Raw genomic sequence first — 19,970 nt, 5'->3', positions numbered from 1 at the left:
TGCTAGCGGTATCGTTCAGTGCACCAACGAATTCGATGACAGGGAGTCCACATGGCCGCGGTGGATCTGGCCACCCATCCCGGGCATCTGGCCCGGCGGTTGCAGCAGGCGCACCACCTGCTGTGGAACACGATGGTCTCGGAGGAGATCACCTCCCCGCAGTTCGCCGTACTGAACACCCTCGTCGCCGAGCCCGGACTCGACCAGCGGACGGTGGGGGAGCGGGTGGGGCTCGACCGGTCGACCATCGCCGAGGTGATCAGCCGGCTAGGCCGCCGCGGGCTGCTGGACAAGGTCCGCGACCCGCAGGACGGTCGGCGCTTCCTGCTGCGCCTGACCGACGACGGGGCGCGCATCCACCGCAAGCTCACCGTGCGCACCGCCCGGATGAACCAGGTCTTCCTCGCGCCCCTGTCCGCCGAGGAGCAGACCGCCTTCTTCGACCTCATCCGACGGGTCGCCGACGCGGCCGAGGGGCTCCGCAATCCCACGGAACCCCTCCTCGCACAGGGCTGAACGCGAGGTTCGGAACGCCTCAGGACGCCTTGGCGAACACCACCCACACCTGGCCCTCGGCGAAGTTCACCGGGTTGCCGTCCGAGGTCGTGAAGTCCGTGCCGTCCGCGGCCTTCGCGCGCTTCCAGTCGACGTCGTAGGACCGTCCGTCGCGCAGCACCTTCGCCTTGCCCGAGCCGATCGTCTCGGTGTACGGCGTGTAGTTGCCGGTGGAGTCGTGGTAGTCGGACTTGCGGATCGTGACGTACTGGACGACGACCGTCGCCGGGGCCGGCCGCTCGCCGTCCGAGGTCACGGTGGGTGCGCCGTCCTGCGAGACCAGCCAGCCCGCCCGGTCCTCGGACCAGGTGAAGGTGAACCGGGCGGCCGGGTAGCGGACGGTCTCCGAGGTGTCCGCCGTACCGCCGGAGGGTGCGGCGCCGTAGCGGAAGCCGGTGGTCAGCGCGCCGGCGCCGGGTGTGGCGGGGAGCAGTCGGTCGGGGCGCAGATAGAGGTTGTGCGGGGCCGGTTTGTCGGTGCCGCGGTAGTAGGCGCCGGAGGTCCGGCCGGGCGGCTGGGCGTTGATGGGTGCCCGGTCGATCAGCGGCAGCAGCTTGCGCTGGGCGCCGGAAAAGGCGAGCGTCGGGTCGTCGAACTGGCGCAGCAGCTCCAGGTCGGACTCACGGGCGCTGCGCACCGGGCCGACGGCCTCGGGCAGCTCGCTCGCGTACACCGCCATCAGCCGGCTCAGTCCGCCCTCGACCTGTTCGACGTAGACGATGTCCGCGGCGTTCAGGCCCGTCTGGGGCTTGGCCTGGCGGACGTTGTCGATCTTCACGGCGAGCACCGAGCCCTCGGCGGCGGGGGTCTGCTCGGGGCTGTGCCGCAGGTCCTTGTCGGGTGCCCGGCCGTCGTCGCGGCCGTCGCCCGGCGTGGAGCAGCCCGCCGCCAGGGAGATCGTCATCGCCGTGGCCAGCAGTGCCGTGATCGTCGCGACGCGTCTCGTACGCGCCCTGCGTCCCATGCCCACCGGAGCCACCCCGTTCTATTAACGATTGTGCGCTAATAAGTTCAACGGTGGCCTTACCCGCTCGGATCTGATTGCCTGCGTGAACTACTCCGATCAGCCGCCGAGGATCTCGTCCAGGTCGTACCGGACCGGCTCCTCCAGCTGGGCGTACGTGCAGCTCTCCGGCGTCCGGTCCGGGCGCCAGCGGCGGAACCGGGCGGTGTGCCGGAAGCGTGCCCCGTTCTCCATGTGGTCGTAGGCCACCTCGCACACCCGCTCCGGCCTCAGCGGCACCCAGGACAGGTCCTTCTTTCCGGACCAGCGGCTCGGTGCCCCCGGCAGCCGGGCCGACTCGTGCGCCGCCTCCTCGGCCCATGCCGCCCAGGGATGTCCCGTGGTGTCGTCCATGCGCAGCGGCTCCAGCTCCTCGATCAGCTGGGCGCGCACCTTCATGGCGAAGGCGGCGGAGACTCCCACGTGCTGGAGGGCGCCCCGGTCGTCGTACAGACCGAGCAGCAGCGAGCCGACGATCGGTCCGCTCTTGTGCAGCCGGTAACCGGCCACGACCACATCGGCCGTGCGCTCGTGCTTGATCTTGAACATGGCGCGCTCGTCCGGGAGATACCGCGAGGTCAGCGGCTTGGCGATCACCCCGTCCAGACCGGCGCCCTCGTACTGCTCGAACCACTGCCGGGCCACCTCGACGTCGGTTGTCGCGGGCGCCACGTGCACCGGTGGCGTCGCCCTCGCGAGCGCCCTGGTCAGCAGCGCCCTGCGATCGGTCAGCTCCACGTCCAGCAGCGACTCGTCCGCCAGCGCCAGCAGATCGAAGGCCACGAAGGAGGCCGGGGTCCGCTCGGCCAGCGTCCGTACGCGGGAGGCCGCCGGGTGGATCCGCTCGGTGAGCGCGTCGAAGTCCAGCCGCCACTCCCGGGCGATCACGATCTCCCCGTCCAGCACGCACCGCTCGGGCACCCGCTCCTTGAGCGCCTCCACCAGCTCCGGGAAGTACCTGGTCAACGACTTGGTGGTACGGCTGCCCAACTCGACCTCGGCGCCGTCGCGGAACACGATCGCCCGGAACCCGTCCCACTTGGCCTCGTACTGCATGCCCGGCGGGATCTTCGCCACCGACTTGGCGAGCATCGGCTTCACGGGCGGCATCACCGGAAGGTCCATGGCTCGACTCTAGGCACCGCTCGTGAGGTCCGCCCCTCGGCCGCGGCGCGCCGCTACCGCGCGCGCCGCTACCGCGCGCGCCGCGCCCGGAGCTCCTTGCAGAACTCGCGCCCGATCACCACGGTCGCGGCGGCGACGCCGAGGAGGACGGCCAGTCCGATGAGTCCAGGGAAGATCATGCCGCCATCATCGCAGGTGCTCACGGACCGCGGATGCGGCGTACGGTTCCGCCCGGTATGCGGGCCGTGAGAGGTGCGCCTACCGTGGCCGCATGGCTGAAGCGGTGGAGCTGGAGGCGGGCGGGCGAACGGTACGGCTGTCCAGTCCGGACAAGGTCTTCTTCCCGGAGCGCGGGTTCACCAAGCTGGACCTCGCCCGGTACTACCAGGCCGTCGGGCCCGGCATCCTGCGCGCGCTGCGGAACCGGCCCACCACCCTGGAGCGTTACCCGGACGGCGTGGAAGGGGAGAACTTCTTCCAGAAGCGGGCCCCGAAGAACATGCCCGACTGGATCCCGCGGGCCCACATCACCTTCCCCAGCGGCCGCAGCGCCGACGAGATGTGCCCCACCGAGGAGGCGGCCGTGCTGTGGGCCGCCCAGTACGGCACGCTCACCTTCCACCCCTGGCCGGTGCGCCGCGACGACGTCGACAGCCCCGACGAACTCCGCATCGACCTCGACCCGCAGCCCGGCACCGACTTCGACGACGCCGTCCGCGCCGCCCACGAACTGCGGGCGGTTCTGGAGGAGTTCGGCGGACTGCAAGGGTGGCCCAAGACCTCCGGCGGACGCGGACTGCACGTCTTCGTGCCCATCGAACCGCGCTGGACCTTCACCCAGGTCCGCCGGGCCGCCATCGCCGTCGGGCGGGAGCTGGAGCGGCGGATGCCGGAGCAGGTGACGATCAAGTGGTGGAAGGAGGAGCGGGGCGAGCGCATCTTCGTGGACTACAACCAGACCGCCCGGGATCGCACCATCGCCTCCGCCTACTCCGTACGCCCCCGCCCGCACGCCCCCGTCTCCGCACCCCTGCGCTGGGACGAGGTCGGCAGCGCCCACCCCCGTGACTTCGACCTGGCGACCATGCCCGCGCGCTTCGCCGAACTCGGCGATGTGCACGCGGACATGGACGACCACCGCTTCTCCCTGGAGCCACTGCTGGAGCTGGCCCGCCGGGACGAGCACGACCACGGGCTCGGCGATCTGCCGTACCCGCCCGAGTACCCCAAGATGCCGGGGGAACCCAAGCGGGTACAGCCGAGCCGAGCCCGCAAGGAACCGCAGTAGAGCCCTACAGCTCCTTGATCCGGATGTCCCGGTACGACACCACGTCAGTGGTGCCGTGGACCTGGAGCCCGAGGTAGCCGGAGGCGAACCGGCGCCCGTCCGTGCCCGGGTCGTCCGAGCGGGGCGGGGTGAACTCCTGGCCGCCGGTGTTGTCGAACTCGTTGATCAGGACGCCGTTGCGGTAGACCGAGTAGTGCTGGTCCACCACCCGGATCTCGTAGTCGTTCCAGGTGCCCTTCTCGGTCACGCCCGCGCCGGCCAGGCCCACGCGGTCGAAGCCGTAGATCGAACCCGTCTTGTACATGTCGCCGTCGGGACGGTCGAACACCTGCACCTCGTGCCCGTACTTGATGGCGACCCACTCCGGCCGGGTCTCCTCCGGGTGGTCGTGGACCCACGGGAAGCGCACGAACACACCGGAGTTGGCGTTGCCGGTGCCCGGCGCGTCGTCACGCCACTGGAGGCGCAGCGAGAAGTCGCCGTACTTGCGCTCGGGGAACCACAGCATGCCGAGACCGGCCTTGGTGGTGCCGCTGGTCATCGAGCCGTCGGGGTTCAGCGCGAACGAACCGCCGCCCACGTGCTGCCACTTGGCGAACGAGTCGGCGCTGCCGTCGAAGATCGCCCGGTAGCCCTCGGTCTGGCCCGGCTTGCCGATGCCGGACTGGCGGGCGGCCTTGGTGATGGCGTTGACCTCGCGCTGGTCGACGACGCCTTCCTTCAGCAGCCGGTCCAGGACCGTCTTCACATGCTTGAGGAACAGCGCGTGCGAGGTCCACTCCTTCTCGTCCTCGATCAACTCGTTGATGCGGCACCGGTTGTTGGTGAGCCGGTTCGGCACCCCGGAGTCGACCGTGCCGACGATCACCGTCAGCCGCTCGTCGTACTCCGGACAGGGCGGCGCCGGAACCCCGCCCGGCACGACCGTGAAGCTCACGGTCAGGGCCGCGGAGGTGTTGCCCGCCTTGTCGGTCGCCCGGTAGGCCAGCGTGTGCGCGCCCGCGCGGTCGACGATCACCGGTGCGCTGTAGGCGAGATAGGGCCCGCCGTCGAGCGAGTACTCGATGCCCGCGACCCCGCCCTCGTCGGTCGCGCTGACGGTGACCTTCGCGCTCGCCACATACGCGCCGTCGGAGTTACGGGTGCCCTCCACGGTCACGCCCGTCACCGGCGGAGTCGTGTCCTCGGGCGGCGCGGCGACCACGGTGAACTCCACGCTCTTCTCCGCGGACACGTTGCCCGCCTTGTCCGTGGCCCGGAACCGCACGGTGTGCGTGCCCACCTGATGGACCATCACCGGCATGGTGTACGGCTGCCAGACGCCGGAGGCCCCGATCGCGTACTCGATGGTGTTGACGCCCGAGCCGGTGTCGGAGGCGGTCACGGTCACCGTCGCCATGTCGACATAGGTGCCGTCGGGATTGCGCTCACCGCTCACCGTCGCGGAGGTCTCCGGCGCGGTCGTGTCCTCCGTGGGCGGCGCGACGACCGTGAACTCCACGCTCTTCTCCGCCGCCACGTTCCCCGCCTTGTCGACCGCCCGGTAGCGCAGCTTGTGGCTGCCGACCTGGTCGAACACGACCGCGGTGGTGTACGGCTGCCAGGCGCCCGCGTCCCCGATCGCGTACTCGACGCGGTCCACCCCGGAGCCGCCCTCGTCGGTGGCGCCGATCGTCACGCTCGCCGAACCGACGTACTGCCCCTGGGAGTTCTGCGTCCCGCTGACCTGGGCCGAGGTCTCCGGCGCCGTGGTGTCCTCGCCGGTGCCCTCGGTGACGACCAGGATGCCCTGCATCTGACCGTGGCCGGGGATCGTGCAGGAGTAGAAGTACCGCCCCGGGGTGAGCGTGACCTGGGCGGTGTGCCGGCCGCCCATGTCGTCGTTCGGGCTCGCCAGGATGTTGAGCTGGACATCGCTGTTGAACTCGGGGTCGGAGGTGGCGAACGTCAGCGTGTGCGGCATGCCGGTGGTGTTGCCGGTCGCCGCGCTGTTCTCGAAGACGATCGTCGCCGTGCCCGCCACCGCGGTGGTGGGCGCCGAGGTGTACTTGGTGATGTCGTCGCCCGCGGTCCAGGTGAGCACCTGCTCCGCGGCCGCCTTCTCGGACTGCGCCGTGGATGGCACGGCCTGGAATCCGAGCATGATCAGTACGGCGGCCAGCAGGGCCGTGAAGAGTCTTCGCTGCCGTGTCATCGCGCTCCCCTCGCCAGCTGGTCGGCGGCCGGCGTCGGTGCGCCGCCCGAGTAAGTGACCCGCCACAGAGCCGACTTGGCGTCCGAGGTGAAGAAGCCCCGGCCGTAGTCGAGCACATAGAGCGCGCCGTCCGGACCGAACTTCCAGTCCATGAGGTTCTTGATGCCGTCGTTGCCGAGGGGCACGATCTTCTTCAACGACTCCGAGTGGACCGGGAGTCCACCCTCACCGTGGTTCCTCGGATCGGTGATGACGGCGTTGCGCGGCTGGTCGGCGTCGTAGAAGTCGCCGACGAACCACTTGCCGTCCCAGTACGCGGGCCACTTGACCTCGCTCGCGCTGCCGTCGTCGTAGCGGTAGACCGGGCCGTTCATCGCGGCCTGCCCGCCGCCCTTGAGCCACGGCAGGGCGTACGTCGACTCCTCCTGCTTGTAGGAGGGGACGCCGTTGGCGTCGCGCGGGAAGTCCGGGCCGCCGCCCTGGGGCGAGTACCAGATGTTGTTGCCGGTCACCGGCGGCAGATTGACCAGGCCGTCGTTGTTGGGCGACTCGTTCTTCGGGTGGTCGCAGTCGTACCAGCCGAGCGGCTTCGTCGGATCCGGCAGATTGCGGTCCCGGTAGGGCTGCTTGTTGCCCATGCAGTACGGCCAGCCCCGGTTGCTCGCCTTGGTGATCACCGCGAAGGTGTCGTACTTCGCCGGACCCCACGTCGTCGACGGGGCGCCCGCGTCCGGGCCGACCCAGCCCGCGTAAAGGACATCGGTCGACTTGTCGACGGAGATCCGGGCCGGGTTCCTGACGCCCATCACATAGATCTCGCCGCGCGTCCTGCCGCCGCCCTCGTCGGTCTCCCGGCCGGTGAACAGGTTCCCCTCCGGCAGGGTGTACGTGCCGTCCGGCTCCGGATGGATGCGCAGGATCTTGCCGTTGAGGTTGTTGGTGTTCCCGGCGGTGCGGCGCGCGTCGGCGAAGGAGACGCCCTGGAAGTTCGGCTGCGGGTTGTTGCCCGAGTAACCGTCGCTGAAGCGGCTGGAGTTGTTGTCACCGGTCGCGATGTACAGGTTGCCCCTGGAGTCCCAGGCCATCCCGCCGCCCGCGTGGCAGCAACTGTGAATCTGCACTGGCCACTTGAGCAGCACCTTCTCGCTGCCCAGGTCCAGCTTGTTTGTGGCGAGGTCGAGCGTGAAGCGGGAGACCCGCCGCTCCGCAATCCGCGTCTCCCGGTTGATCTGGGAGTGCGGGGTGTAGTGCAGATACACCCACCCGTTCTCCTGGAAGCGCGGGTCGAGCTCGATTCCGAGCAACCCCTCCTCGACCTTGACCAGCTCGTCGCCGCCGCCCTTGTTGCCGAAGACGCTCAGCGCCCCGGCCAGGGTGACCTGCTCGGTCTTCGGGTCGTAGACGTGGATCTCGCCCTTGCCCTTGCCGATGTCGGGGTTGTTCCAGTCGGTGACCACCGGCTGCGAGGAGTCGGCGCCGCCCCGGCCGATGTAGAGCACCCGTCCGTCGGGGGCGGTGACCAGGCCGTGCGGTTCGCCGATCTGGTCGTTCTGCCCCGGCTGGTTGGGCTTGGTCAGCCGCTCGGCCGTGTAATTGCCGGTGATGGTGGCCTTGCAGTCCGCCCGCACGAGCCGCGTCGTCCACAGCAGGGCGCCGCGCAGGTGGGCGCGGAAGTCGGTCTCGTCGTACGAGGACACCGTGCCGCCCATGCCGGTGTAGAAGGACCGGCCGCCGTCGTAGTCCCGGCACCAACTCACCGGGTGGTCCCAGCCGTTGGCGCTCGCGCCGGGCTGGTACGTCGACTCGCGCACCCGGGCCACGGTGTGCACCGAACCGGTCGGGTTCTTCGTCCAGTTGAGCCAGCGGTCGGGCCGCTTCCACTGCACGGGAAGGTCCTTGGTGGCCGGATGCCCCCGGTCGCCGACCTCGACGGTCGCCCGCTGCACGGTGGTCGGGCTCGTGGCGGCGGGCCGCGCGCCGATCAGTCCGGTGAACCACTCCGAGTACGGCTCCGCGCGCGCCGCGTCGTGCAGGCCGACGAATCCGCCGCCCGCCTCCATGTAGGCCTCGAGTCCCGCCTCTTGCTCGGGATCGAGGACGTCGCCGCCGCCGGTCGGGAACACGACGGCGTTGTAACGACCCAGCTTCGTCTCGTCGGTGAAGACGGAGGCATCGTCGGTCGCCTCGACCTTGAAGCGCTGGTCCGCCGGGCCGGAGAGCCCGATCTTCTCGATCGCCTCGATCCCGGCGTTCACCAGAGGTGACTCGTCACCGGCGGCGGCCGAGCCGTAGAAGATCAGCACCCGTACATTCGCGCCGCCCGGGGGCGACTTGATGGACATCGTTGTCAGGGACGGGTCGGGGGCGGGGCGCGCGCTCGCGGGCGGACCCGACACCAGTCCGGCGGTGACGACTCCGGCCGCGACGACCGCCGCCCAGCCGCGTCTTCTTGTGCTCAACCCTCGTAAGTGCATGGGCACCTCCTCGGTCACAGCAACAGCGCAAAGGAAGTTAGACGTCTTTGCGTCACTCGCCAATACCTATGGCCGTAATGAAACGAACTTTGTCCTGAGTGTGGATAAACGGCCGTTGCCCGGCTACTGTCTCGAACTCCGTACCGGAACAGGGGAGTTCGGCATGGACAGACGTGGGTTCAACCGGCGGGTACTGCTGGGCGGCGCGGCCCTGACGACATCGTTGTCCTTGGCGCCCGAGGCGAGCGGCGCCGACCGGGCGGCGCGCGCGGCGGCCGCCGGGGGCGAGGTCAGACACCTCAAGCTGTACGCCGAGAAGCTCGCCGACGGGCAGATGGGCTACGGCTTCGAGAAGGGCAAGGCGACGATTCCCGGCCCGTTGATCGAGGTCAACGAGGGCGACACCCTGCACATCGAGTTCGAGAACACCATGGACGTGGCGGCCAGCCTCCATGTGCACGGCCTGGACTACGAGATCTCCAGTGACGGCACCAAGCTGAACAAGAGCGACGTCGAGCCCGGCGGCACCCGCACCTACACCTGGCGCACCCATGTCCCGGGCCGCCGCAAGGACGGCACCTGGCGGGCGGGCAGCGCGGGTTACTGGCACTACCACGACCACGTCGTCGGCACGGAACACGGAACGGGCGGTATCCGCAAGGGTCTCTACGGCCCGGTGATCGTGCGGCGGGCGGGCGACGTCCTGCCCGACAAGACGTACACGATCGTCTTCAACGACATGCTGATCAACAACAAGCCGGCGCACTCCGGGCCCAACTTCGAGGCCACCGTGGGTGATCGGGTCGAGTTCGTGATGATCACGCACGGCGAGTACTACCACACCTTCCACATGCACGGTCATCGCTGGGCCGACAACCGCACGGGCATGCTCACCGGGCCCGACGATCCCAGTCAGGTCATCGACAACAAGATCGTGGGCCCGGCGGACTCCTTCGGCTTCCAGGTGATCGCGGGGGAGGGGGTCGGTGCCGGGGCGTGGATGTACCACTGCCACGTCCAGAGCCACTCCGACATGGGGATGGTGGGGCTGTTCCTGGTGAAGAAGACGGACGGGACGATTCCGGGGTACGAGCCGCACGAGCACTAGGCGGGGGTGCGGAGCGTCTCCAGGGTCTTCTCCAGCAGGTCGGCACGGTCCTCGGGGTCCGGGTAGAGGTCGTCCTCGAAGGGCAGCTCGGGCCAATCGCGTCGACCGAGGCGCTCCAGCAGTCGGGTCAGCTCCGTGCGGATCTCGTCCGTGGCGCCGCTGTCCTGGAGCCCGCAGATGAAGTCGACGACCTCGACGAACGCGGGCTCCACATCGGACCGTTCGAACTCGGCGACGAGGCGCCCGAAGGCACCGGCCTCGTTCCGGAACAGCGCCCCCTCCACACTCGCGGCACGCACGCGTGCGTCCACGGCGTCGGCCTTGCGGGCCAGCGCCGCCGACGCCCTGAGGGTGTTGGCCAACTCGGAGCACACGATCAGGGCCAGGGAGTGTGCGGCGCTGCGCACGACGGCGATGTCCGGGTCGTGCTCCAGGGCCTCGATCAGCGCGGCGACGACCCGCGCTTCCTCGGCCGACCCGCCGCCGAACGCGTCGAGGCCGGAAGCGGCGGCGGCCCGCACGCGGGCGTCGGGATGGCTCAGTGACGTGAGGAAGAGGTCGACCGGGGGGTCGGTCAGATCCCGCTTGTTGTGCATCGAGGCGTAGCAGCGCAGCACCCTGGCGAGAGTGAGCGGCGGCTGGTCCCGCGCGCTGAGCCGGTCGAGGGTCTCCCGGGTGACGGTGCGCCTGGGGATGTCGTCCCAGTACGCGAGCAGGTACTCCAGGGCCTCGACCCCCAGGGCGGACCGGTCCGGATCGGCGTCCTGGGACAGGGCCAGTACCTCCTCGGTGCGCAGCGCGGCCAGGGAACGAGCCGTCCAGGATTCGTCGTCGGGCAGCTCGCACAGGTCGAGCAGGATGTCGCCGCGCTCGTCGCTGTCCGCCGGATGGGGGAGGGCTCGCTCGAAGGCGTCGCGGGCCTGCGCCCGGGCGCGCTCGGCCTCCTCCGCGGTCAGCGGAGCCGTGCGGAGAATCGACTCGTGCAGCAGCTCGACGGCCGTGCCGAAGGCGACCGCGTACGCGAAGGACTCCGGCCGCATCCGCGCCAGCTCATGGTGACGCCAGCCCTGCTCCCGCAGTCGTTCGAGCCTTCCGCGGACCTCCTCGGCCAGATCGTCGTCGACGGTCGTCGCGGGTGTCTCGACCCCGTACTCGGCCAGCAGCGCGATCCAGTCCCGCACCAAGGAGCTGGGGTCGTCGAGATGCGATGCGAACATATGCTCGATGCGTTGCCGGGTGGCCCGGTCCCGGCGCAGGGCGTCACCGAACGCCCCCGCGATGTCGTCGAACGTCCTCGGCGTCGGCTCCCGGTCCAGCGCCCGCGCCAGCTTCCGCACGGCCCACGCCCAGTCGCGCTCCTCGGCGATCTCCGCGGCCGCGGCCGCCCGCACCGCCGCCTCGGGTGAAGCCAGCCGTGCGGACAGGCCCTGCTGCCGTTCCCGTGCTCCGCGCCCCCTGAAGAACATCCGACCAGCCTAGGACGCGCTCCGACGGCGATTGTCAGTGGGCGGTGGAAGACTCGGTGGGGCAGACGACGGGAACCCTCAGAGGAGGGCACGATGCTCACCACCCGTTTTGTTCAGGGCGCTCCCAACTGGGTCGATGTCGGGACCTCCGACATCGAGGGCGCCACCTCCTTCTACCGAGCCCTGTTCGGCTGGGAGTTCCGCTCGGCGGGGCCCGACTCCGGCGGGTACGGCTTCTTCCAGCTCGACGGGCGCACCGTGGCGGGCGGTATGCAGACCACGCCCGAGCAGGGGCCGCCCGCCTGGACCGTCTACTTCCAGAGCCGGGACGCCGACGCCACCGCCAAGGCGGTCGAGCAGGCCGGGGGCAGTGTGCTGATGCCGCCCGACGACGTCATGGGGCAGGGGCGGATGGCGATCCTCGCCGATCATGCCGGCGTGTCCTTCGGCGTGTGGCAGCCCGCCGCGCTCAAGGGACTCGATGTCGTCGGGGACCCCGGCTCGCTGTGCTGGGTCGAGCTCTACACCGCGGACATCGCCCGCGAGGCCGCCTTCTACGACCGCGCCCTCGGCTGGGAGACCTGCGCGGTGTCCTTCCCCGGCGGCGTCTACACCGCCATCAACCCCGCAGGCGAGGGCGAGGAGGCCATGTTCGGCGGCCTGGTGGACCTGGCCGACGACCCCACCGGCACCGAGACCGAGCCGTACTGGCTGCCGTACTTCGAGGTCGAGGACGTCGATGTCGCCGTCAGCAAGGCGCTGGAGCTGGACGGCAAGGTGCGGATGCCCGCCGTGGACGTCGAGGGCGTCGGCCGGGTGGCCAAGCTGGCTGACCCGTACGGCGCGCGTTTCGGGGTGATCAAGAGCGCGCCGCAGCAGGGGTGAAGAAGAGCGTGCCGCAGATGAGTTGACGAACCACGGCACGACGACGCGCCCGTACCGCGCGCCGCCGTGCTTTCGCGGGCGCCGCCGGGGCATCATCGAGCGGCGCCCGGGGGCTTTTCTGCGCGGCGTTGATCCGGCGTTGATCGAACGTTTTTCGCCGCAGGGCACGCTTCACGCCATGTTCATCGACACGGTCCCCACGCCCGACCTCGCCTGGCAGGAGGAGGCGTTGTGCGCGCAGACGGGGGCGGATTTCTTCTTCCCCGAGCCGGGCAGCTCCGTACGGGAGGCGAAGCGGATCTGCGGCCTGTGCCCGATCCGCTCCGCCTGTCTGGAGTACGCCCTCGACAACGACGAGCGCTTCGGCGTGTGGGGCGGCCTCTCGGAGAAGGAACGCCTGGCGCTCAGGCGCACGTCGCACTGAAACACCGCGCCCCGGCCTCCGGGACCGCCAGTAAATCCGTGCGACCTGCTGTCCCGCAGCGGTTAAGATCCCGGGGCGCCCCGGATGTGGAGCAGAGGCAGACTCGCCGCCTTCTCAGGGCGGATACGCCGGTTCGAATCCGGCCGTCCGGGCCGCGCGGGTCGGTAGCACAATGGCAGGTGCACCTCTACGGCATGGAGGAGAAGTCGGTTCGATTCCGGCCCGACCCACGGCAGGCACGAAGAGGCGGGGACGGATGGGCGACGGCATCGACGAGGAGGAGCTGGCCGCCTTCCACCGCACGGTCGGCCGACTGCGGGCGCTGCCCGTCGACGACCCGGTACGGCTGCGCGCCGAGCAGGTTGCCGCCTCCTTCGCCCGGGACGGACGGCTGCGGCGCCGCAAGACCCGCGGCGCGGAGGTCTCCGCGGCCGACGCGGCGGCGATGGCCGCGACCGCGACGGGGGCGGTGGACCGGCGCGAGGACGCACCGTTGGCCGGCACCGGAGCCGGGGGCCTCTACCACAAGCCGCGCGGCTGCTATGTCTGCAAGTCCCCCTATCGACAGGTCGATTCCTTCTACCACCGGCTCTGTCCCGACTGCGCCGCCGACAACCGCAGCCGCCGCGCCCTGAGCACCGATCTCAGCGGCCGCCGGGCGCTGCTCACCGGCGGCCGGGTCAAGATCGGCTTCCAGCTCGCGCTGATGATGCTCCGGGACGGCGCCGAACTCCTGGTGACCAGCCGCTTCCCGCACGACACGCTGCGCCGCTTCCGGGCCGAGCCCGGCAGTGAGAAGTGGCTCGACCGGCTGACCGTCCTCGCCGTCGACCTGCGCGACCCCCGCCAGGTGCTCGGCCTGTGCGAGGAACTGCGGGCCGAGGGCGAACCCCTCGACATCCTCGTCAACAACGCCGCCCAGACGGTACGCCGCCCGCCCGAGTCCTACACGCTGCTTGCCGCCGGTGAGTACGACGCGCTGCCCGAAGGGGCCCGGCAGGCACCCGGGTTCACGCCGATGCGCATGCTGACCGGCGGAGCCGTCGCCCTGCCCGCCGCGCTGCGCGAGGCCGACGAGGCGGGGCTGCTGCCCGACCCCTCACCGGAGAACTCCTGGTCCGCGCAGCTCGGCGCGCTCGACCCGGCGGAGGTCCTGGAGACCCAGCTCGTCAACGCCCTCGCCCCGGCGCTGCTCTGCGACCGGCTGCTGCCGCTGCTGCTCGCGGCGCCGCGACCGCGCCGCTACGTCGTCAACGTGACCGCGGTGGAGGGCCGGTTCGCCGTCCGCAACAAGACGGCCGGTCACCCGCACACCAACATGGCCAAGGCCGCGCTCAACATGCTCACCCGCACCAGCGCCGCCGAACTCGCCGCCCAGGGCGTCCATATGTGCGCCGTGGACACCGGCTGGATCACCGACGAGAACCCGGCGCCCAAGAAGGCCCGCATGGCGGGCGCGGGCTTCCGCACCCCGCTGGACATCGTGGACGGCGCGGCCCGCGTGTACGACCCGATCGTGCGGGGCGAGGCGGGCGACCCGGTGTCCGGGGTGTTTCTGAAGGACTACCGGGAAGCGGAGTGGTGAGTCAGGACAGTCTCACGGCTGTCAGTGGCGCATCGCCATGAACACCTCCGTCCAGAACCGCTGTTGCTGCTGCGAGGCTCCCACCAGGTAGGTCGCCCGCAGCTTCGGCGGGAGCAGCGCCACCAGCCGGGTCACCACCGCCTTGTGCTTCTTCAGCTGAGACAGCTCGGCGTTGGCCAGGATCTGGTGGACGACGTCGGTGTCGTTCGCGCCCTCGTCGCTGACGCCCGCCGCCCGGCGCAGCCGTGCCTCCCACGCGTCGGCGTCCCGGGCTGGGGAGGAGTCGTCTCATGGGGTCGCGACGCGGAGCGTCGCGGTGTCTGCTCCTGGCCGGGCATGGAGCGTCCGCACGGCGGCCCGGCGGGGCAGGGATTGCGAACAACTGGTCCAGGGGTCACCGTTCTGGTTGGTCGTGGGGTGAATGGTGATCGTGTGTGCGGTGGTCGTACTACGGTCCGGTGTCATGAAGGTGGTGGTATACGTGAAGTTGCTGCCGACGCCCGTGCAGGCGTCGGCGCTGGAGGCGACCTTGCGTGCCTGCAACCGGGCTGCCACCCACGCCTAAGAAGGTCGTCGACGCCTACACCACCCTGAAGGCCAATCTGCGGGCCGGGAGCCTGGGCCCGTCCACCTCCAAGAGGTACCGCAAGGCGGTCGGCACCCCGATCGTGTTCCGGCCGGAGGCCGCTCAGCCGTTCGACGACCGCTGCCTTTCCTGGCAGCACGATGCCCGTACCGTATCCCTGTGGACCGTGGACGGGCGGATGAAGGGCATCGGCTACACCGGACACCCCGACCAGCTCAAAACCCTGGCCACCCACCGCAAGGGCGAGAGTGACCTCGTCCAACGCGGCGGGAAGTGGTTCCTGGTCGCCACCTGCGAGATCCCGGACCCTGAGCTGTACGAGCCGGCCGACTGGATCGGTGTCGACCGGGGCATCGTGAATCTGGCCACCACCTCCGACGGCACCAACTACCAGGGCCGCCGTCTGTCTCGCTACCGGCGCTGGCAGGCCCGCAAACGCGCCGAACTCCAGCACAAGCAAACCCGCTCGGCCACCCGCCGTCTCGCCCGGCGCGCGAAGAGGGAACAGCGTCATGCCGCGCACGTGAACCACAGGATCAGCAAGGAGATCGTGTCCGTCGCGCAACGCACCGGTCGCGGGATCGCTGTCGAGGAACTCGGCGGGATCCGTGAGCGGGTACGGCTTCGCCGCGACCAGCGGGCCACGCTCTCCTCCTGGCCGTTCCACCAGCTCGCACAGCATCTCGCTTACAAAGCCAAGCGGGCCGGGGTGCCGTTCCTGGAAGTGGACGCGGCTCATACCTCGCAGCGCTGCCCGCGCTGCGGCCACACCGAGCGGGCCAACCGGCCCGACCGGGACCATTTCCGCTGTCGTCGGTGCGGGCTCGCTGGCCCCGCCGACCACGTCGCCGGGGTCAACGTACGCGACCGCGCACGCTCGGCGTGGGTGCTTGTCACCGCACCCGCACCCTTGCCCTGAACCGAGACAGAGGGTGGATGCGACCCGTGACCGTCCTGTCGTAGGGGGCAGTCGGGAGCGCGACGAGGTGTGAACGACCGAGTGCACAAGCTCGGCCGTTCACGACTCCGTTGGGAAATCGACGAAGCGGGCTCCTGGGGTCGGTTATGCCGCGAGGGTGAGTCGTGCGAGGTGGGGGACGCGGGTGGTGCCGAGTGGGGTGTCGTTCAGCCAGGCGTCGACGCGGGTGAGGTTGAGGGCGGTGGCGGAGAGGATGTTCGCGAGGTGGGTTTTGCTCTGGCCTCGGTAGGGGGTGCGTCGCAGGTGGGTGCGGCGGACGGCCTGGGAAATGGTGCCCTCCACCCCGGCTCGCACGTCGTAGCGTTCTTTCCATGCCTCGGTCTGCTGCTCAGCGCGTCGTTCTTCGAGGATCTGCTGCTGCTCGCGGGGCAGCAGGGTCAGGCTGCGGCCCCATTTGCCGTTGGCTGCCTTGGTGCACCTCGGTCTCAGCGGGCAAGGATCGCAGTCGGCGAGCGCGAAGTGCACCCGGACGAGCGGGGTCCCGCTGGCCTTGCGCTGCTGGGACCAGCTGACGCTGGAGGCTCCCTGGGGGCAGGTGACCTTCCGAGCGTCCCAGTCCGTGGTGAAGGCGGCCTGGGTCAGGTGTGGTGCCTGCGGGTCACGTTCGTTGTGGTGGGTATCTGCGCCGACGGGTCCGACCAGGTCGATGCCGTGGTCCTCACGTGCGGCCAGGATGTGGGCGGCGGTGACGTATCCGGCGTCCACCACATGCTCGCGCGGCCCAAGCCCGCGTCCGGCCAGGCGCTGGTGGATTGTTGTGGTGACCTCGGTGTCGTTGACGGTGGCGTTGGTGGTCTCCACGTTCGTGATCAGGTGCGGTGTGGTTGGCTCGCAGGTCTCGCTCAGGTGGACCTTGTATCCGCACCAGCCCGCCCCGCGCTTGATGCCGTAGTGGGCGTCGGTGTCATACGGCGAGGACAGCCTGTCTCTGGCCGGCGGGAGGTCCTTGCCCTCCCGCCAGCGCACCCCCTGCCCGTCCCGGTGATACTGCTCTGCCCAGGCCCGGCGCAGGACACGGACTGCGGGGACCTCACCCAGCCAGGCCAGAGCGGTCGGCCCATCAATGGCGTCCAGGAGAGCGAACCCGTCCCGGCCGACCCGCTCGGCCCATTCCCGGCGGACGTTCTCCCCCTTCGGGAAACGGTAGTTGTCGACCTTGTTCCCATATCGCTCCACCCACGCGGAGCTGATCAACGGCGCCAGCCAGTCCGGGGCTGCCGCGGCCAGCGCCTCCAGCGCCGCCCGAAGCGTCTCGCCGACGAACTCCATCCGGTTCAGCGTGCGCACCGCGGCCAGCACATGAGTGGAGTCGGTCCGCTGCCGACCGCCGGCCCTCAGCAGCGCGGCCTGTGAGAGCCGGGCCAGCATCGCCTCCAGGACCCGCTCTTCCAGCCCGTGCATGATCAGACGGGAGCGGAAATCCCCCAGGACGGTGAAGTCGAACCCCGGATCATCCAGCTCCAGCCCCAGCAAAAACTTCCAGTCCATTCTGGCCCGCACCTGGTCAGCGGCCTGCCGGTCGGACAGACCCTCGGCATACTGCAGCACCGACACCAGAGCCAGAGCTCCCGGCGAGATCGCGGGCCGGCCTCGGTCGGGGAAGGCGGCGGCGAAATCTTCATCCGTGAACAGCACACCGAGCGCCTCACGAATCCGGATGGCCAAGGTCCCCTTCGGGAACGAGGCCCGCACCACCCGAGCCGTCAGCTCAGGCACCCCGTCATCCGACCGCGACTCCAACGACATCCCGCCCCCATCCCGCCAACGACCATAGCCATCAACAAGACGAACGACACGGCCCCGCCCGAATCACGACTTTCCCAACGGAGTCGTTCACGGCCGAGAAGGTGACTTCCGTGGTTATTACCGTGATTTTGTGGTCACGCGATGGCAGTCCATCGCGGGTGTGTGCCGCTCGGGCCACTCGTCGCCGCCCTCGGTGATCAGCCAGATCCATTTGTCCGGCTCGGCGGGCGTGATCGGCGGAGCGTATCCGTCGGTGAGGACGACCACCGCGTCCGGGGTCTCCTCGAAACGGCGCCCCCGCACCTCGGTGCGGCCCTCCACGTAGTCGGCGACCACCTGGAAGCTGGTGCCGCCCCCGCCGTAGACCCGCTCGCCCGGCGTGAAGGGCATCACCACGCCGTCGAAGGACAGCCAGTGCGCCTGGACGCCGTCGATGCGGCCGACGAGTTCGGTGAGCCAGGTGATCACCCGGTGGGGCATCGAGCCGGAGGTGTCGTAGGCGATGACCAGGAGTTTGTCGCGGACCGGGCCGCGGCGGGAGAGCATCGGGTCCTGGCCGAGCGCGGTGAGCAGCGCGCCGCGCTTCTTCGGGTACACCAGCCGCTCGCCCTCGCGCAGCTTGGAGGCGAGCACGTCGACCAGCCAGCGCTGCCACCAGTCGACGGTCCGGGTGGGCGTGGTCTCGCCGCGCAGCATGCCCCCGCCGAGGGTGCCCCAGAGCTTGGCCGCCCGCGCGTTGCCGTCCTCGGTACGGCCCATCAGGTCCAGCAACTCCGCCTCGGCGCCCGGGTGTCCGCGCCGGGCCGCCAGCAGGGAGTTGAGCAGCGCGGAGGAGGCGACCAGGTCGACGGTCTCCTGATCGGCGGGGACCGCGCCCGCCACCAGGTGCGCGCACAGCCGCCGTTCGGGCACCGGAGGGTGACGCATCCGCTTCAGCTCGCCGTAGACCCGCATGTCGGTCTCGACGAACCCGTCGTACGGCAGCGGCTCCAGACCGTGTGCCAGCAGATCCGCGTGGTACCGCTCGTACACCTCACGCGGGTCGACGCCGGTCGGCCGGCCGTCCAGCAGGGGCAGTTGCTCTCTGCCGAGCCGGACCAGTGCCACATGGTTGATGGAGACCTCGGCGGCCAGCTCGAAGACCGGGTCGGCGCGCAGGTCGGGGTCGGCGAAGAAGTGCCGGTGCACCAGATGCCGGGCCTCGTGGAACAGCACGAACTTCACCCCGGACAGGCCCAGGCCGACGAAGAAGTCCGGGTTGTAGAGCAGCAGGCAGGAGCCGTCCCCCGAGGCGACCACGGCCGCCATGTCCACCGCTGTCGTCGGGATCTGGTGGTGACATTTCGCGTACAGCCAGGACGCCACGGCCGACTCGGTCAGCCCGAAGTCCAGCAGCGCGGCCTCCTTCAGCCGCCGCGCCTCCTCGATCACCCCGGGATCCGCCGGGCGGTACCGCTCCAGTGCCCTGCGGTCGGCCAGGTCGACCACAGGGATCCGCTGTCCCTTCCCCCCGTACGCCATCTGCCGCTCCCCGTGCCGGACTTCCCCCGTGGATCATTGGTACCAGGGCGCACTGACATCGGGCCAAGCCGTTACGATCCGGTGTCAAGGGCGGGGTCGTAGCGCAGAGGCAGGCGCACCGGTCTCCAAAACCAGAACACGCCGGTTCGAATCCGGCCGCCCCGCCCCCCTCAGCCGGCGGATCAGGCGATGGCGCCCGCCGTCATCACGAGCTCACGCGTACTGCCGTGGAACGTCTCCATCAGCTGCGCCAGCACCGCCCACGCCTCCTCCCGCTCGCCCAGGTGCTCCTCGACGAGCGGTCGCAGCGCCTCCTCCGCCTCGCGCGCCCGCTGGTGGAACAGGGCCCGGCCCATTCCCAGCGTCTCCAGCACCTGGACGGCGGGGTCGTAGGAGAGCGCGAACTCCGCCGGGCTCTCCAGGATTCCCGCCTGCCGCAGCCGGTGCGTGAACTTGGCGTGCGAGCCGAACCCGGCGCGCACCTCGGGCGGGCAGTCCGGGCGTATCGACAGTGACCAGCGCGCGTAGCCGGGCAGCGGACGCTCCCGGTCCGCCTCGCCGACCGTCGCCCAGTCGGCGCGGGTGAGGACCATCGAGGACGCCGCTCGGCCCTCGTTCATCGTGGTGACCGCGCGCAGACAGCCGACAAGGCCGAGCTGGCCGTAGGAGGGTGGCACCTCCGGCTCCTGGTTCAGGAGGACGGTGTCCACCCGGACCGGGTCGGTGCGTCCCGGCCCGAACGGCAGCCCGCGCACCACGGCCCGGCGCAGACCGGGCTGGGGCTCCAGGTGCCGGAACAGCACGCTGTTGAGGGCCGGACTGTCGTTCTCCAGGATCCACAGCGCCACCGAGGCGGGCAGGAAGTGGCCCCAGTGCCAGGTGCGCTGGAGCCGCCGTACGGACGCCTCGGGGGCCTCTGCCGCGGGCAGGCCGACGCGGGCCCGGACCCGGCCGGCGCTCTCCTCGTCGATCAGGCCGAGCAGGAACCCGACCGCCTGTTCCGACCTGCTGTTGTCACGCATGGCCTGCAT

The 19,970-nt window shown here is 70.2% G+C and carries 15 protein-coding genes and 3 tRNA genes; 10 read left to right on the top strand and 8 right to left on the bottom strand.

All coding sequences use genetic code 11. From position 1 onward, the window contains the following. The first annotated feature begins 51 nt into the window (after positions 1-51). Positions 52-516 carry a MarR family winged helix-turn-helix transcriptional regulator gene (locus BN159_RS08325; protein ID WP_015656491.1) on the top strand — a complete coding sequence of 155 codons (465 nt, stop codon included), beginning with the start codon at positions 52-54 and terminating at the stop codon, positions 514-516. A gap of 19 nt (positions 517-535) precedes the next feature. On the opposite strand, the gene BN159_RS08320 is transcribed toward BN159_RS08325, so the two are convergent. After that, complete coding sequence (locus tag BN159_RS08320) at positions 536-1,519, bottom strand: DUF3048 domain-containing protein (RefSeq protein WP_015656490.1); 984 nt, start codon at positions 1,517-1,519, stop codon at positions 536-538. A gap of 99 nt (positions 1,520-1,618) precedes the next feature. Continuing rightward, entirely contained in the window at positions 1,619-2,683 is a 1,065-nt protein-coding gene (locus BN159_RS08315; protein ID WP_015656489.1) for an ATP-dependent DNA ligase, read from the bottom strand. A gap of 271 nt (positions 2,684-2,954) precedes the next feature. Here BN159_RS08315 and ligD point away from each other — a divergent pair, with 271 nt between their 5' ends. Further along, positions 2,955-3,971, top strand: coding sequence for a non-homologous end-joining DNA ligase (gene ligD / locus BN159_RS08310; RefSeq protein WP_015656488.1), 1,017 nt, complete (start codon positions 2,955-2,957; stop codon positions 3,969-3,971). A 4-nt stretch (positions 3,972-3,975) separates the two neighbouring features. Here the strand turns inward: ligD and BN159_RS08305 are convergent, their stop codons facing one another. Together BN159_RS08305 and BN159_RS08300 are read right to left on the bottom strand one after the other, a co-directional pair. Further along, entirely contained in the window at positions 3,976-6,165 is a 2,190-nt protein-coding gene (locus BN159_RS08305) for an OmpL47-type beta-barrel domain-containing protein (protein ID WP_015656487.1), read from the bottom strand. Further along, complete coding sequence (locus BN159_RS08300; RefSeq protein ID WP_015656486.1) at positions 6,162-8,639, bottom strand: ThuA domain-containing protein; 2,478 nt, start codon at positions 8,637-8,639, stop codon at positions 6,162-6,164. The genes BN159_RS08305 and BN159_RS08300 overlap by 4 nt, the downstream gene beginning before the upstream one ends. 163 nt (positions 8,640-8,802) lie before the next feature. Here BN159_RS08300 and BN159_RS08295 point away from each other — a divergent pair, with 163 nt between their 5' ends. Continuing rightward, positions 8,803-9,747, top strand: coding sequence for a multicopper oxidase domain-containing protein (locus tag BN159_RS08295; RefSeq protein ID WP_015656485.1), 945 nt, complete (start codon positions 8,803-8,805; stop codon positions 9,745-9,747). On the opposite strand, the gene BN159_RS08290 is transcribed toward BN159_RS08295, so the two are convergent. Then, a complete protein-coding gene (locus BN159_RS08290) occupies positions 9,744-11,213 on the bottom strand; it encodes a HEAT repeat domain-containing protein (RefSeq protein ID WP_015656484.1) in 1,470 nt (489 codons plus the stop codon). The genes BN159_RS08295 and BN159_RS08290 overlap by 4 nt on opposite strands. Positions 11,214-11,306: 93 nt before the next feature. Between BN159_RS08290 and BN159_RS08285 the strand changes: the two genes are divergently transcribed. From BN159_RS08285 to BN159_RS08260, 6 genes are all read left to right on the top strand, one after another. Further along, positions 11,307-12,098 (top strand): VOC family protein, encoded by a 792-nt coding sequence (locus BN159_RS08285; protein WP_015656483.1) that lies wholly within the window; start codon positions 11,307-11,309, stop codon positions 12,096-12,098. A gap of 178 nt (positions 12,099-12,276) precedes the next feature. Next, on the top strand, positions 12,277-12,522 hold the full coding sequence (locus BN159_RS08280) for a WhiB family transcriptional regulator (protein ID WP_015656482.1): 246 nt from the start codon (positions 12,277-12,279) through the stop codon (positions 12,520-12,522). Between the two features lie 80 nt (positions 12,523-12,602). After that, a tRNA-Glu gene (locus BN159_RS08275) sits at positions 12,603-12,674 on the top strand. 6 nt (positions 12,675-12,680) lie between these two features. Then, positions 12,681-12,752: transfer RNA gene (locus BN159_RS08270), tRNA-Ala, on the top strand. 26 nt (positions 12,753-12,778) lie between these two features. Further along, positions 12,779-14,107 carry an SDR family NAD(P)-dependent oxidoreductase gene (locus BN159_RS08265; RefSeq protein ID WP_015656481.1) on the top strand — a complete coding sequence of 443 codons (1,329 nt, stop codon included), beginning with the start codon at positions 12,779-12,781 and terminating at the stop codon, positions 14,105-14,107. Between the two features lie 533 nt (positions 14,108-14,640). After that, positions 14,641-15,612, top strand: coding sequence for an RNA-guided endonuclease InsQ/TnpB family protein (locus tag BN159_RS08260; RefSeq protein WP_015656479.1), 972 nt, complete (start codon positions 14,641-14,643; stop codon positions 15,610-15,612). A gap of 144 nt (positions 15,613-15,756) precedes the next feature. Here the strand turns inward: BN159_RS08260 and BN159_RS08255 are convergent, their stop codons facing one another. Together BN159_RS08255 and BN159_RS08250 are read right to left on the bottom strand one after the other, a co-directional pair. Then, a complete protein-coding gene (locus BN159_RS08255; RefSeq protein WP_015655013.1) occupies positions 15,757-17,418 on the bottom strand; it encodes an IS1182 family transposase in 1,662 nt (553 codons plus the stop codon). A 117-nt stretch (positions 17,419-17,535) separates the two neighbouring features. Further along, positions 17,536-18,939: a DUF2201 family putative metallopeptidase gene (locus tag BN159_RS08250; RefSeq protein ID WP_015656478.1), complete on the bottom strand. Its 1,404-nt coding sequence runs from the start codon at positions 18,937-18,939 to the stop codon at positions 17,536-17,538. A gap of 90 nt (positions 18,940-19,029) precedes the next feature. On the opposite strand from BN159_RS08250, the gene BN159_RS08245 reads away from it, so the two are divergent. Further along, positions 19,030-19,105: transfer RNA gene (locus BN159_RS08245), tRNA-Trp, on the top strand. A 16-nt stretch (positions 19,106-19,121) separates the two neighbouring features. Here the strand turns inward: BN159_RS08245 and BN159_RS08240 are convergent. Next, a complete protein-coding gene (locus BN159_RS08240) occupies positions 19,122-19,961 on the bottom strand; it encodes a hypothetical protein (RefSeq protein ID WP_041821001.1) in 840 nt (279 codons plus the stop codon). Between the last annotated feature and the right edge of the window lie 9 nt (positions 19,962-19,970).

This window comes from Streptomyces davaonensis JCM 4913, assembly GCF_000349325.1.
Lineage (GTDB): Bacteria > Actinomycetota > Actinomycetes > Streptomycetales > Streptomycetaceae > Streptomyces > Streptomyces davaonensis.
The sequence above is the reverse complement of the archived record's forward strand: the minus strand, read 5'-3'. Positions and strand labels throughout refer to the sequence as shown.